Raw genomic sequence first — 13104 nt, forward strand, 5'->3', positions numbered from 1 at the left:
AAAGGCATGCCGCTTGGACTGCTCCATCAGGTCGGACACAACGCAAACTGGAACATTGAGTCTTTTCTTAGCGAGCGGTGCGGAGACGGACTTGTACTGAGCCCACTTCACCAAGCGCTGCCGACAATCGAAAAGCTCGCTCCTGCGACGCGGGCCGCGTCGCTTTTCGACCCTCAGTTCTATCTGCCGAATTCCCGCAAGCGAAAGCTGCTGTCCTATCCGTTTTTTCCTGAGCAGGCATCAGGGGGCTTTCAAACCGGGACATTTGCTGAACACTCGTCCCAAGTCGCGCAGGCCTGTGTGGATTTCCAGATCGACCAGGGCTTTCGCAAGATCGTAGTTCCGACCCGCTTCCTGAAGGAGATGTATCCCGAGTACTTTCAGATGCAAGAGGAGTTCTCGGTTAACCCATTTCTTGCCGTTGCTGGCAACAGACCGCTATGCCTGTCGCTCGCTGTCAAGGCAAGCATGATTAGGCATGCCAGCTGGCGTAGGATGCTCCTTGATTGGATTACTCATTTCCACCAAGTGGACGAGCTCTATCTCATGTACGAGTTTGAGCGAGACACCAAACAGGTACAAGACGCTGACTTTTTGAGGGAGACCTTGCGGTTTTTCAGGGAGGTGATGGGGACCGGACTACAACTGACGATTGGCTACACGAACACAGAAGGCCTGCTTTACTCTGTTATCGGTGATCCCAACATCACGATGGGCGCATTTGAGAACACGCGCATCTTCTCGGAAGACAAGTTTGTTGAATCCGACGGTGCTGTACGAGGGCCCAAAGCGCGTATATATCTGGCTGGACTTTTGAACTGGGTTCAGTTTGAAGATGCCCAACGCATTCGGACACTAGCGCCGGAAATATGGCGACAGGTATATCACCCCACTGACTGGGCTGAGAACGCGCTCTCACAGGCGGTGGAGCCTACGTTTAACCAACCTGCGCTTTACAAGCACTATTTCCTCAACATGCAGGCTCACGTTAACGAGTTGCGTGCGATGAGCTTGGATGAACGACTGTCAATGCTCAAACGTCGGGTAGCTCATGCACAGCGGATGTATCAGGCGTTAGAGTCTCGCCTTCCGCTTGAACGACATGGGAGAAACGGCCACCTTGCCTCATGGGCGGAAGCCCTAGAAACGTTCTAGTAAAGGCCGCTTTGCCACTACCCGGGCAGCCAAAACTGCCTGAGCCTGCCATCTTTTGGCGATGCTCATTGGGCCTCCGAAGACAGCGGCTGAGTGGATGTAGAGTCCAGCCTGGCTGTCAACGGACGCCAAACCTATACCGAGAGACTTGAACCTGCCAATCTGGGCAAGTGCAGGCCGCACATACGCGTGATCGAGAACAACCCAGGATTCATCCGCAAACTGCAAATTCCTGTATGCCTGTACAAGCACGCGTTTCCACTCGCTGAGCTTGGCCTCAACCGCAATCACCCTTTCAAACGGGAGGGTAGATACTGTTGAAATAGAAAACTCCTTAGCAGACCCACATGCAAGGCCAGCAGAGGACAGCTGAGCAAGAACGCGTTGCGCCCCACCGTCAGATGTGCCTAACGCGCTTGCCAGAGCTGCTCTGGTACTGATCGTTGATCCAACACCATGGCTCAGCAGCACAGCAAGGCGCGGATTGACGCTTGATAGCGCTCTGAGCGCACCCGTGGTCCTTGCAGCTCTCTTTGCAAGTACGAGGTCGGCGATCCCCACACCTGCGTCTAGCTCCAACTCAACTCGATAGTCACGACGCTGCGCACGCCGAGTGCACGCCACAATGGCTTTTACCAACTGTTCTTCTGTGTCGAATCCGACGTTCTTCAAACTGCATACCTCTTGTCATTGGGTCTTGTCTCGATCACAAACTGGGCCTGGGGAGCCAGACTGGACCAGAACTATAGCGAAGGCACCCTCGCCTCGTGAGCGTACATGACCGATTGCAACAAGCCATTTTCTGGAATCCGGCAAGAGTCAACGATAGTCGACGCGTCCCCATCACCCGCCCAAAAACAGCGCGATCCGGTCTGTAGTCCATGTCGCCACCCCAGTGCCGAAGAAGTCTGCGTCCTCTGTCCAGACAGGGCAGCCAAGCACCATCGCACATGCTAGTACCGGCCAGTCGTCGGCATCACGCATCTCGATCCTGCGCAGGGCTTGCTGCTGCAGCCCCCCGTAAACCTCCATATCCATGGGATGAACGATGCGCTCAAGAGCATCGAGGACCAGCATGGCGGGGATGGGATCAACGCCTCGTTTTTTCAGCAGCGCAGGCAGGTACTTCCGTGCATCTGCATACGCCACATCAGGGGCAAAGAACTTCACGGTATCAGCGTGAGCCTGAATCAGTTCGAGGACACGCGTGCCCAGCACTGCACGGATCAGGATGTTGGCATCCAGAACGATTGCCGCGCTGCTCATTTGGCCCTGGCACTGGTGGCAGGAGCGCTCTTCTTTCGGGCTTTCTTGAAGTCAGCAACTATGTCCTCTACATCCACACCCTGAGCAGACAGCAGCTTATCGAGTGACTGGCTAGCTTTCTTCAAGGCCACCAAATCCGCCTCGGCCTGGCCGTGCACGGGGATGAAGTAGCCGACCGTCTGACCGTGACGAGTCACAGCAACAGGGCTGCTGGCCGCGATGTACTCAGCCAAGTCCGCGCGGAACTCGCGGATTCCTACCTTTGTGGCTTCCATGGCCGAACTCCTTATTTGTGAATCAATGTGTACACATTTTAAGCTATGCGATGTAGGCTGTCAAAGTGCATAGGGGTGTTGCTGCGAGATGGGCGACGCCAAAGATGTTTAAGCCGCTGGTAACAGCCACCATGTAACCAAAGCATGAGATTTGCTGTGCTGGACGCTGCTGGACTTCAGCCAGAGCCACTACCGCTAGCGGGCCAAATTCTGATGTTTGACATGCCGATTGCGGCCACCAAAACGGCCATCAAGCGTACTTTTCTGCTCGGCTGACACAGATGGTGCCGTGACGGCTCAAAAGCGCTCAAGACGCGAACCAGCCGGTTGATCGCTCAACGCAAACGATGGCGCTTTTGCTGCTGCTGCTCTGCATGGCTGTCTGGTGGCTCAAACGCTTCTGGCGGGAACATGCCTGTATCGCGCAGCGCATCGCACGCCTGCTGCCACAGCTCTTCCGGTTTCCACCATGCAGTCTGATGGCTGCGCCAGAACGCATGCACTTTGCGCGCGTGATCGGTGTGCTTGAATGCCTCCAGAGCAGCTTTGACGCCGTCCTGGCGACACATCGCAAGAAGCGATTTTTCGACCAGCGGTTCAAGCTCTGCGCCTCTGGCAGACAGATCGGCAAAGTGGAAGCGGGCAAAGCGGTTGGTCTGCTGTGGCAGCTTCCACAGCGGCAGGCCGCGCATCTTCTTGCCGCGCACTTCAACGCGGACGACCTCAGGACCGCCTAGCACTCGCTTCAACTGCTTGATCTTGTTGGCCTTCAGCGGATCATCGTTGAAGCCGGACGAACCGGACTGGGCAATCGCCAAGATCGCTGCGTGAACAAGCTCTTGCTGCTTGTTGTAGGCGGTTGTCTCGTAGTCACTGCTAACGCTGCCGAAGTTGTAGCCCTCGATGAAGCCGCCCTTGCCGACGCGCTTTGCCATCACACTCATGCGCTGGCCGTTGTCGTAGCGCACCAGCATCCGGGTCAACGCTGCATGGTAGATGTCCACCGCAAAGTGAATGACGTTCAGCAGCGGGCGGTGCATCAAATCGTTGTACTCACGGCGACCGATCAGATCACGCATAACACGATGGATTTGCTGGGCGTCGCCATCGGCAAACTTTGCGGGGTTGCACTCAATGCGAATGCTGCCTTTCTGGCGGACGGAGTCAACGGCGCCGATCTGTACCAGCGCTTTGCCGCCTCCGCCAAGCAAGATGCGGAAATTCTCGCGGTATCTGGACTTCCCAAGATAGGCGCGCTCGCAAACACCAGATTCGATCAGCTTGTTAATACGACTCCGCAGATTCTGGAGCAGAGCATCTTGATCAAGGCGATCCACATACCAGGCCAAGATAAATGCCAGACCGTCTACGAGGGGCGGTTGGGGAGTAGGTTGCATAACAACTGGACGGATTTTCATATCACTGCTTTCAACACTTGATGGATGGAGCCGATAGCTCTCGGGCATATCGACTGCATCTGCCGCATGGGGTTGGCGCCGTGCTGGCACTGATCTGAACTTGCCGCCGTAGGCATGCTGCTTCGTGTGAGTGCAATCAGGCGCTGTGCACCATGCTGCTGATGCACAAGTTATTTACAGTTTTTGTTTTATGGCTCTGAGTGCAGATGGCTGCTGAAGCCAGTTGCTGCAGTCAGTGGTCAGCGCAGCAAAAGCCGCCTGCAGATGCGCAGAACGGGGCTGCGCGTTGCGTGTTGCGGCGCGATGACATAGCGTGATTAGCTGCTGCTGGTGGTGAGTAATGTTGGTACAGCTGTTTGTCGCTATAGCTGGTACTGGTCACACATCTCACATACATCACATAGCTCAATCACACTCTTGTTAGAGCCACTGACAGATGCTCAAACGATCGTAGTGAATCCGGTCAATAACACTGGAAAAGTTCACCGTTCATCCACATCCAGAAAATGACCGAATCAAGACTTGATTTGGGGGACATCCCCCCCGAAATATGTGCATATTTACATATTTAGTCTTCAGGGGAGGCGGTGCCTCAAGCAAGAAGAATTGCTTGTTTAATCGCATAGAAGCTGGCGCTGCGGTTTTCCGAGCCAGGTGCATGGAACTGTTTTGTCGGCACGCCACGCGCTCCAGGCACGAGCAAATGTTGTTCACGCAAAGCCTTGAGGGCGATCTGGAGATCGAGTCCCTTACAGACCACATTTTCCAAATACGAGGGATACACCAAAAATAGCGCTTCCTTGTTTGAGCGCCCCCTGTACTCATATCCCGCAACCGTCCCCTTGTGCTGTTCATTGAACTGCTGGAACGGCTTGAACTTATCGCCGCGCTGAGATTGAAAGAACAAGCGCAGATGCTTCATCACGGCCTCTTCGGAAATCGGAAGGCTTTGCTGATAGTCAGCGTGCCACTGCGCGAAGCTGCGCGCTATGGCTTTCATGACTTGCTCCTTACTCCAACCGACTGCTTGCGCGTCAACTGCCATCAGGCCGGCAAAGGCGAAGAGGACAAAGTTCTCGCGCATACGATCAGAGACACCGTCCGTTTGGTTGAACGTCAGCCCCTCGGTCAGATGATCACGAAGCTCAGGCGCAAGCTTGGAATATTCGGTATGCAAGTGCGGCAACTGCTCCACCAGATGTGCACAGAGAGCTGCGCCTGCATGCCCGTAGCACTCGTTCAGCAGACTGGCAATTGCCTTGGATTTTTCGGCACCGCTTTCGTACCCACGCACGTTGTCCCAGAGTCCATGTTTGCTATTGACCTTGAGGCTCGGCAAGCGAGCCATTTGACCCTCTTGAACCGTCAGGCCAGCACTGCGCATGCGAGAAAGCGCAGACACCTCTCCCGCGCTCATGACCATGGAGTAATTGCGCGAAAGCTCTTGCAAGTTAAAGCTTGCAAATTCATCACCTCTCGACCTGACAGCCGCAATGCCAACCTCGACGACTCGATTGAGTGTCGCGTTGCTGATGGGAGTATCCATGTCATATCGACCAGGATGCAGAAAACGGGAAGCACTGAAGCAAGTCTTGAAGGTCACCAGAATATCGAGCGCTTGATTACTCAGGTAGACAACATGGGGCTTGCCAGTTTTCATGCGCTCTTTAGGAATCGTCCATGTGGCATTGTCAAAATCGACCTCATCCCAAGTCGCATTCACAAACTCACCCTTGCGAACCATCGTCAGCATGACGAAGCGCAGCGCTAAACGCAGCGTTGGCGCCGTGGCAGTGGTTTCTAATGCAGCGAGAAATTGCCGAATTTCAATGGGAGACAGCGCACGATCACGGGCTTTGAATGTTGCAATGTCACTCGGGCGAATCCCGTCTGCGGGGTTGACCACAACAACGGACTTGTCTTTGGATGCCGCGAATCGGTACACCAGCAGAACGATCTCGCGCACCTGAACGGCAGGCGCAGCCGCACCCTTATCCTTGACACTTTCGCAATGCTTCATCAGCATGGCGGGCTTAATTTCGTCGAGTTTGAGCTTTCCGAACGGTCCTTCAAGATACCGCTTGTAGACCGAGCGACGCATGGCTAATGTGGAATCTGCGAGCCGGGCACCATTTTTCGGATCACTCTTGTCCTCGAAATATCGTTCAGCCCATCGGCCAAACGTCAAAGCATCCGCTGCGTCTTGACGACGTTCGGCTTTGGAGCGTGATGGCGACTCGCCCCTTTCCACCAATCGCCGTGCCACGGACAGCAGTGTCCTGGCTTCGGCCAATGAAACAGTCATGCCGAATTCGAGTGCTTCGGGCTCACGGGGGTGTTTGGCTCCGGCCGTGTCATCGTACTTTCCAATAGTCAGCGTTTCACGACGACCATTGAGACGATAGTCGTAGCGGAACGACTTGGTGCCGGTGACAGAGACCGTGACGTACATGCCATCACGGTCTGCAACCTTAAACGACTTTTCGAGCGGGCGCAGCTTGCGCAGTCCGGTATCAGTGAGCATCTTTGCCTGTCTTCAGTTTTACCGTCAGAGAGCCTGTCGGTAGTAGAAAGCAACGCGCTAGAGTCTCACTGTTTTTACCGTCTTGAATACCGTAGAAGTTACCAGCTTTCAGCGCATGGCGCTGGGTCCCACTGGATAAGCAACTATTTGATTTACAACGAAAAATTTAAGATTCCAGGACGTTGCTGAACGTCACTGGAAAACTATAAATTATTCCCACTCAATCGTCGCTGGTGGCTTGCTGCTCACGTCATACGCCACGCGATTGATACCGCGCACTTCATTGATGATCCTGCCAGACACTTTCTTGAGCAACGCATAAGGCAGCTCAGCCCAGTCCGCAGTCATGAAGTCGCTGGTCTGCACAGCACGCAGGGCCACCACGTAGTCGTAGGTACGGCCGTCACCCATCACTCCCACACTCTTCACAGGCAGGAACACGGTAAACGCTTGGCTGGTCAGGTCATACCAAGTCTTACCTGTGGCCTCATCCTTGAAGTTGCGCAACTCCTCAATGAATATGGCGTCGGCACGGCGCAGCAGATCGGCGTATTCCTTCTTGACCTCGCCCAGGATACGGACCCCCAAACCAGGTCCTGGGAAGGGGTGGCGGTAGACCATCTCGGGTGGCAAACCCAGGGCCACGCCCAATTCGCGCACTTCATCCTTGAACAAATCGCGCAGAGGCTCCAGCAGCTTCAGGCCCAGCTGCTCGGGCAGGCCACCCACGTTGTGGTGGCTCTTGATGGTGACGGCCTTCTTGCTCTTGGCGCCACCGGACTCGATCACGTCGGGATAGATCGTGCCTTGGGCCAAAAAGGTAGCGCCCTTGTGGCCGCCAGTGCCAGCCTTGAGCTTGGCAGCCTCGGCCTTGAACACATCCACAAACAGGCCACCGATGATCTTGCGCTTTTGCTCGGGCTCGCTCACCCCGGCCAGCTTGCCCAGGAACAGGTCGCTGGCGTCCACGCGGATGACCTTGGCGTGCAGCTTGCCTTCAAACATGTCCATGACCATGTCACCCTCGTTCAGGCGCAGCAGGCCGTGGTCCACAAACACGCAGGTGAGCTGGTCACCAATGGCGCGGTGAATGAGCGCGGCAGCCACGGACGAATCCACACCACCCGACAGGCCCAGAATCACTTCTTCGTCACCGACCTGCTCACGGATTTTCTGAACGGCCTCTTCGATGTAGTCGCCCATGATCCAGTCGGCACGGGTGCCGCAGATGCCCAGCACAAAGCGCTCCAGCAGCGCCTTGCCCTGCACGGTGTGCGTGACTTCGGGGTGGAACTGCACTGCGTAGTAGCGGCGGCTTTCGTCGGCCATGCCGGCAATGGGGCACGAGGGCGTGGAGCACATCACCTTGAAGCCCGGGGGCAAGGCGGTGACCTTGTCGCCGTGGCTCATCCACACCTTGAGCATGCCGTGGCCTTCGGCCGTTGCGAAGTCTTCGATGCCCTTGAGCAGCTCGGTGTGGCCATGGGCGCGCACTTCGGCATAGCCAAACTCACGGGTGTTGGAGCCTTCGACCTTGCCGCCCAGCTGCTGGGCCATGGTCTGCATGCCGTAGCAGATACCCAGCACGGGGATGCCCAGCTCAAACACGGCGTCAGGAGCCTTGTCGTCCACCTCGTACACGCTGGCGTGACTGCCAGACAGGATGATGCCCTTGAGCTGACCATCCTTGGCGTAGTCACGAATCCAGTCGCTGGAGACATCGCAGGGGTGCACTTCGCAGTACACATGGGCTTCGCGCACGCGACGGGCGATGAGCTGGGTGACTTGCGAGCCGAAATCGAGGATGAGGATTTTCTGGTGTTGCATGGTGGTGGTCCGTCAGAGGCTGGAGAGATCAAGAAGTGGGACGCCGCTGCGCTGGGCGGCAGCGATCTGCTGGGGGTCGAAAGTGGCCAGCGGCAGACGCAGCGAGCGCGCCAGCCACAGGTAGGCGGCATCGAAAGTGGGCAGGCCAGTGTCGAGCGCTACATCCATCACCGCTTTGTGTTGCGCGGGGGCGAGATCGTGCAGCTCCACACGGTGGCGGATTGCCTCCAGCACGCTCCACAGACCTTCGACCGATGCGGCAGGGATGCGACCGCTGTGCACGCCACTGCTGATGATGTTGCTACATTCCCATTGCCAGAGGTTCGGTGCCTGGGGTTCGACCTCGTCGCGGCGGATCAGGGTGTACAGGCGGCGGGTGTGTTCGCTGGCCGTGTCGGGCAGCAGCCAGGCGGCGGTAACGGAAGCATCGAGCACAAAGGCGGTCATGCGGTGGCACCACCGTTGCGGCGCAAAGTATCCGGCGCGCCGCCCGCGGGGCGCAAAGTATCGGGAGGGTTCGCTCTGACTGCAGGGCGAACCGTGGCATGCAGCGCATCGATCTGACCCAGCTCGCGGGCGATCTGCTCGTCGGTGATGACGGGGCGACGGCGCACAGGCAGCATGCGCACCACCTCTTTGCCGTGGCGGGTAATGCGCACTTCCTCGCCCTGCTCGACCAACTCGATCAGGGCGGAGAACCGGCTCTTGGCTTCATAGATACCGACGGACTGCATGGAAACGCGGACCCCAAAAAAGAAAAGTCTGATCTGAATAATGAATTCAGATCAGACTATATCAGTCTGACCAGATTTTTTCAATCAGGCCAGATAGGATCAACAACGATCAGTCCGCGCGGTAGTTCGGCGCTTCCTTGGTGATCTGCACGTCATGCACATGGCTTTCGCGGATACCAGCGGTGGTGATTTCCACGAACTCGGCCTTGTTGTTCATCTCTTCGATGGTGGCGCAACCGCAGTAGCCCATGGAGGCGCGCACGCCGCCGGCCATCTGGAAGACGATGGAGACCATGGAACCCTTGTAGGGCACACGACCTTCAATGCCTTCTGGCACCAGCTTGTCAGCGTTGGGATTGCCCGTGCTGGACTCTTGGAAGTAGCGATCGGCACTGCCTTGCTGCATGGCACCGATGGAACCCATGCCGCGGTAGCTCTTGTAGCTGCGGCCCTGGAACAGGATCACTTCGCCTGGAGCCTCTTCCGTGCCCGCAAACATGCCACCCATCATCACAGTGCTGGCGCCAGCCGCCAAGGCCTTGGCTATGTCACCACTGTAGCGGATACCACCGTCCGCGATCAGCGGTACACCAGTACCTTTGAGCGCTGTGGCCACGCTGTCGATGGCCATGATCTGGGGAACACCGACGCCCGCCACAATGCGGGTCGTGCAGATGGAGCCGGGGCCGATACCGACCTTCACTGCATCAGCACCCGCCTCGACAAGCGCCAAAGCTGCTGCGCCGGTGGCAATGTTGCCGCCGATCACATCCACTTGCGGGTAGTTCTGCTTGACCCAGCGCACGCGGTCAATCACGCCCTTGCTGTGACCGTGGGCAGTGTCCACCACGATAGCGTCCACACCGGCCTTGACCAGGGCCTCAACACGCTCTTCGGTGCCCTCGCCTACCCCCACTGCCGCACCCACGCGCAGGCGGCCAGAGGCATCGCGCGCAGCGTTGGGAAAGCTGGTCTGCTTGGTGATGTCCTTGACGGTGATCAGCCCCTTGAGCTCAAACGCATCATTGACCACCAGCAACCGCTCCAGCTTGTGCTTGTTCAGCAAAGCCTTGGCTTGCGCAGGTGTTGTACCTTCCTTCTCGTTCACCGTGATGAGCTTTTCGCGGGGCGTCATGATCTGGTGGACCTTGACGTCGTAGCGCGTTTCAAAGCGCAGATCCCGGCCCGTGACGATACCGACCACCTTGCCACCGTCACACACAGGGAAGCCCGAGATACCCAGTTGCTCAGACAGCTGCAGCACCTGAAGCACTGTGTGCTCGGGGGTGATCACCACAGGGTCACGCAGGACGCCGGACTCGTAGCGCTTGACCTTGGCCACATGGGCTGCCTGCTCCTGAGGCGTGAGGTTCTTGTGGACGATACCGATACCGCCCTCTTGCGCGATGGCAATAGCCAAACGGGCTTCTGTCACCGTGTCCATGGCGGCAGACACCAGGGGCAGGTTCAGTTGGATGTTGCGGGAGAGTTTTGTCGCAAGGGACGTGTCCTTGGGCAGGACTTGGGAGTACGCTGGCACCAGCAACACATCGTCGAAGGTGAGCGCTTTTCCGAGAAGGCGCATGAGAAAGCTCCAAAAAAAGGATTGTACCCGCAGTCATTTAGAGCTTGCCGACCGCACGTCAACCGTTCATGTCTCAACGTGGCCCGGTCATCTGTAACCAGATACGAATGCGGTGACACCACCAAGGGAGCACGGCTAAACTTGGATTCATGAAAATGCACAAGCTTCTCCTGCTGGCTGTGGCCTGCACCTGGGCCCTGGGCGCTGCCGCCCAGTGGCAATGGATCGACAAGGACGGCCGCAAGGTGTTTAGCGACCGCCCGCCTCCGTCAGACATTCCTGAAAAGAGCATTCTGAAGCAACCCTCGGGCGCGGCACGCACTGCCTCATTGCCCGCAAACCCGCCTGCAGCCGGAGACACTCCTGCACCCGCTTCCGCGGCGTCTCAGTCTCAAGCAGGTGCCAAACCTGCCGCAACGGGCAAGGACAAGGAACTCGAAGAGAAAAAAGCCCAAGCCGAAGCCGCCGAAGCAGCAAAGAAAAAGGCCGAGGACGAAAAGGTAGCGCGCGCCAAGACAGAAAATTGCACGCGCGCTCGCCAAGCCAAAGCCTCATTGGAAACAGGCCGTCCCATGATGCACAACAACGCCCAAGGGGAGCGTGTCTACATGGATGAAGCCGCACGTAACGCAGAAATCAAACGTGCTAACGAGGTGATCGCTTCCGACTGCGCACGTTGAACAACGCCGCAAGCCGCCCAAGGCTGCAGATACACACGGCGCAGTAATTCGTGCAGACGATGCGAAGCTGCTTGAATGCACATCAGTATCCAGCCTTGGCCCCAGGACGCCTGCTGGCAAACAATCCTGTAGCGCGAGCCCCTTGGCGGGCGAATCGCTCTCGCCGAGCCACTTTGGGATCTACGACCAAAGGCCGATAGAGTTCCACCCGATCGCCCTCACGCAAAAGCGTGTCCAAAGGCATAACCCTTCCCCACACCCCGCAAGCCAGGTTGGCGTCGTAGCCGCGACCTGCCACATCAGGGTCAAGAACCTGCAATGCTTGACTCAACACGGTGCCTTCCGGCAAAAGGATCTTGCGCTCTTCCACTTGCCGCGGAGCTACACATTGCACCAAGGTCACACAAATCATGGTGGGAGCATAGCCTGCCCCCCCTCGGCAATCGTTGTCACCCATACACCTGCTCCGCACGCTTGACGAATGCATCCACCATCGTGGCAGCAATCCGATCAAAAACCGGCCCCACCAGAGCCGCCAGGGCTGAGCTGCTGAAACCATAGTGCAGGTGCAACTCCACCTTGCAAGCACGTTGGCTGCCGTCCCCGACCGGCAAAAAGCGCCAATCCCCCTCCAGCTGGGAAAAGGGGCCTTTGACCAAATGCATCTGCACCCGCTCACCGGGAACATGCGTATTGCGGGTGACAAAAGACTGATGAATACCCCCCAGGGCAATTCCCACCTCTGCAGTCATGCCACCGTCATTACGCTCCAGCACCTGCGCCCGGTCGCACCAGGGCAGGAATTCGGGATACTTCTCTACCGCTGTGACCAGCGAGAACATCTCTTGGGGCGAGTACCAGATGAGGACAGACTTTTGAACGGTTTTCATGCAAACAGGGCCCAAGCCAGATACCCGCAGGATCACGCGAGAGGCTGAGGCCAGAGGAATTTAGAATCTCCGGTTGGAGACAGCAACAATTGTAGGGAGGCCTTTTATCTTCCGGTTTGCGTCTTATCTAATTCCTCATGGCCAAAAAACCCGATCCCTCCTCCCGCATTGCCGACAACAAGAAAGCTGCTTTCAATTACTTCTTTGAGGAGCGCCATGAAGCGGGCATGGTGCTGCACGGCTGGGAGGTCAAAGCGCTGCGTGAAGGCAAAGTTCAGCTGACAGATGGCTATGTGCTGATTCGCGATGGAGAGCTGTTCTTGCTGGGCTGTCTGATTCACCCGCTCAAAACCGCGTCCACCCACGTCAATCCCGAGTCCTCGCGCACGAAGAAATTGCTGCTCAAAAAGGACGAGATCAAGCGCCTGATCGGCAAGGTGGAACAAAAAGGGTACACGCTCGTGCCCCTGAATCTGCACTGGAAAAACGGATTCGTGAAATGCGAAATCGCCCTAGCCAAGGGCAAGGCAGAGCACGACAAGCGCGACACCATTAAGGACCGCGAAGGCAAGCGCGAAGTGGAACGCGCTATGAAGAGCCGGAATCGCTAAGAGGATCAAACCCATCGCGGCTCCATCAGCTCAAATCCAGGTCGCGGTCGGCATTCATCGGGGCAAAGTAAAAACTCGTCAGGCTCAGTCACACAGGAAGTGCAAAGCACAACGCTATACGGAGCAGCCTTCCGTCCGT

General features: G+C 57.1%; 13 protein-coding genes. 3 read left to right on the forward strand and 10 right to left on the reverse strand.

Translation table 11 applies throughout. The annotated features are described in order from the left end of the window. The first annotated feature begins 6 nt into the window (after positions 1 to 6). Positions 7 to 1155, forward strand: coding sequence for a hypothetical protein (locus AACH87_RS14550; protein ID WP_338795186.1), 1149 nt, complete (start codon positions 7 to 9; stop codon positions 1153 to 1155). A gap of 843 nt (positions 1156 to 1998) precedes the next feature. On the opposite strand, the gene AACH87_RS14555 is transcribed toward AACH87_RS14550, so the two are convergent. The 8 genes from AACH87_RS14555 to guaB all read right to left on the reverse strand — a co-directional run bounded on the left by AACH87_RS14555 (position 1999) and on the right by guaB (position 10784). Further along, on the reverse strand, positions 1999 to 2421 hold the full coding sequence (locus AACH87_RS14555) for a PIN domain-containing protein (protein WP_338795187.1): 423 nt from the start codon (positions 2419 to 2421) through the stop codon (positions 1999 to 2001). Then, positions 2418 to 2696, reverse strand: a complete 279-nt coding sequence (locus AACH87_RS14560; RefSeq protein WP_338795189.1) for a type II toxin-antitoxin system Phd/YefM family antitoxin — start codon at positions 2694 to 2696, stop codon at positions 2418 to 2420. The genes AACH87_RS14555 and AACH87_RS14560 overlap by 4 nt, the downstream gene beginning before the upstream one ends. A gap of 335 nt (positions 2697 to 3031) precedes the next feature. Next, positions 3032 to 4162 carry a hypothetical protein gene (locus AACH87_RS14565; protein ID WP_338795190.1) on the reverse strand — a complete coding sequence of 377 codons (1131 nt, stop codon included), beginning with the start codon at positions 4160 to 4162 and terminating at the stop codon, positions 3032 to 3034. Between the two features lie 544 nt (positions 4163 to 4706). Further along, positions 4707 to 6638, reverse strand: a complete 1932-nt coding sequence (locus AACH87_RS14570) for an integrase arm-type DNA-binding domain-containing protein (protein ID WP_338795192.1) — start codon at positions 6636 to 6638, stop codon at positions 4707 to 4709. Between the two features lie 210 nt (positions 6639 to 6848). Continuing rightward, positions 6849 to 8465 (reverse strand): glutamine-hydrolyzing GMP synthase, encoded by a 1617-nt coding sequence (gene guaA / locus AACH87_RS14575; protein ID WP_338795193.1) that lies wholly within the window; start codon positions 8463 to 8465, stop codon positions 6849 to 6851. 12 nt (positions 8466 to 8477) lie between these two features. Further along, a complete protein-coding gene (locus AACH87_RS14580) occupies positions 8478 to 8912 on the reverse strand; it encodes a type II toxin-antitoxin system VapC family toxin (RefSeq protein WP_338795195.1) in 435 nt (144 codons plus the stop codon). Then, positions 8909 to 9199 carry a type II toxin-antitoxin system prevent-host-death family antitoxin gene (locus AACH87_RS14585; RefSeq protein WP_338795196.1) on the reverse strand — a complete coding sequence of 97 codons (291 nt, stop codon included), beginning with the start codon at positions 9197 to 9199 and terminating at the stop codon, positions 8909 to 8911. Before AACH87_RS14585 ends, AACH87_RS14580 begins: the two co-directional genes overlap by 4 nt. A gap of 109 nt (positions 9200 to 9308) precedes the next feature. Continuing rightward, positions 9309 to 10784, reverse strand: coding sequence for an IMP dehydrogenase (gene guaB / locus AACH87_RS14590; protein ID WP_338795197.1), 1476 nt, complete (start codon positions 10782 to 10784; stop codon positions 9309 to 9311). Between the two features lie 149 nt (positions 10785 to 10933). Between guaB and AACH87_RS14595 the strand changes: the two genes are divergently transcribed. Next, positions 10934 to 11464: a DUF4124 domain-containing protein gene (locus tag AACH87_RS14595; RefSeq protein ID WP_338795198.1), complete on the forward strand. Its 531-nt coding sequence runs from the start codon at positions 10934 to 10936 to the stop codon at positions 11462 to 11464. A gap of 82 nt (positions 11465 to 11546) precedes the next feature. Here AACH87_RS14595 and AACH87_RS14600 read toward each other — a convergent pair whose 3' ends face one another. Both AACH87_RS14600 and AACH87_RS14605 read right to left on the reverse strand, forming a co-directional pair. Then, positions 11547 to 11876 (reverse strand): RnfH family protein, encoded by a 330-nt coding sequence (locus AACH87_RS14600; protein ID WP_338798972.1) that lies wholly within the window; start codon positions 11874 to 11876, stop codon positions 11547 to 11549. Between the two features lie 37 nt (positions 11877 to 11913). Beyond that, positions 11914 to 12354, reverse strand: a complete 441-nt coding sequence (locus AACH87_RS14605) for a type II toxin-antitoxin system RatA family toxin (protein WP_338795199.1) — start codon at positions 12352 to 12354, stop codon at positions 11914 to 11916. A 137-nt stretch (positions 12355 to 12491) separates the two neighbouring features. On the opposite strand from AACH87_RS14605, the gene smpB reads away from it, so the two are divergent. Next, on the forward strand, positions 12492 to 12965 hold the full coding sequence (gene smpB / locus AACH87_RS14610) for an SsrA-binding protein SmpB (protein ID WP_338795200.1): 474 nt from the start codon (positions 12492 to 12494) through the stop codon (positions 12963 to 12965). Positions 12966 to 13104 lie beyond the last annotated feature (139 nt).

Origin of the sequence: Acidovorax sp. DW039 (assembly GCF_037101375.1) — a bacterium.
Taxonomy (GTDB): Bacteria; Pseudomonadota; Gammaproteobacteria; order Burkholderiales; family Burkholderiaceae_C; genus Acidovorax.

What these genes read in the sequence shown, in the direction of transcription:
- AACH87_RS14570 (WP_338795192.1), bottom strand. Translation starts at nt 6,638, where the DNA reads ATGCTCACTGATACCGGACTGCGCAAGCTGCGCCCGCTCGAAAAGTCG.
- AACH87_RS14555 (WP_338795187.1), bottom strand. Translation starts at nt 2,421, where the DNA reads ATGAGCAGCGCGGCAATCGTTCTGGATGCCAACATCCTGATCCGTGCA.
- AACH87_RS14585 (WP_338795196.1), bottom strand. Translation starts at nt 9,199, where the DNA reads ATGCAGTCCGTCGGTATCTATGAAGCCAAGAGCCGGTTCTCCGCCCTG.
- guaB (WP_338795197.1), bottom strand. Translation starts at nt 10,784, where the DNA reads ATGCGCCTTCTCGGAAAAGCGCTCACCTTCGACGATGTGTTGCTGGTG.
- AACH87_RS14560 (WP_338795189.1), bottom strand. Translation starts at nt 2,696, where the DNA reads ATGGAAGCCACAAAGGTAGGAATCCGCGAGTTCCGCGCGGACTTGGCT.
- AACH87_RS14550 (WP_338795186.1), top strand. Translation starts at nt 7, where the DNA reads ATGCCGCTTGGACTGCTCCATCAGGTCGGACACAACGCAAACTGGAAC.
- AACH87_RS14605 (WP_338795199.1), bottom strand. Translation starts at nt 12,354, where the DNA reads ATGAAAACCGTTCAAAAGTCTGTCCTCATCTGGTACTCGCCCCAAGAG.
- AACH87_RS14600 (WP_338798972.1), bottom strand. Translation starts at nt 11,876, where the DNA reads ATGATTTGTGTGACCTTGGTGCAATGTGTAGCTCCGCGGCAAGTGGAA.
- AACH87_RS14595 (WP_338795198.1), top strand. Translation starts at nt 10,934, where the DNA reads ATGAAAATGCACAAGCTTCTCCTGCTGGCTGTGGCCTGCACCTGGGCC.
- AACH87_RS14565 (WP_338795190.1), bottom strand. Translation starts at nt 4,162, where the DNA reads ATGCCCGAGAGCTATCGGCTCCATCCATCAAGTGTTGAAAGCAGTGAT.
- guaA (WP_338795193.1), bottom strand. Translation starts at nt 8,465, where the DNA reads ATGCAACACCAGAAAATCCTCATCCTCGATTTCGGCTCGCAAGTCACC.
- AACH87_RS14580 (WP_338795195.1), bottom strand. Translation starts at nt 8,912, where the DNA reads ATGACCGCCTTTGTGCTCGATGCTTCCGTTACCGCCGCCTGGCTGCTG.
- smpB (WP_338795200.1), top strand. Translation starts at nt 12,492, where the DNA reads ATGGCCAAAAAACCCGATCCCTCCTCCCGCATTGCCGACAACAAGAAA.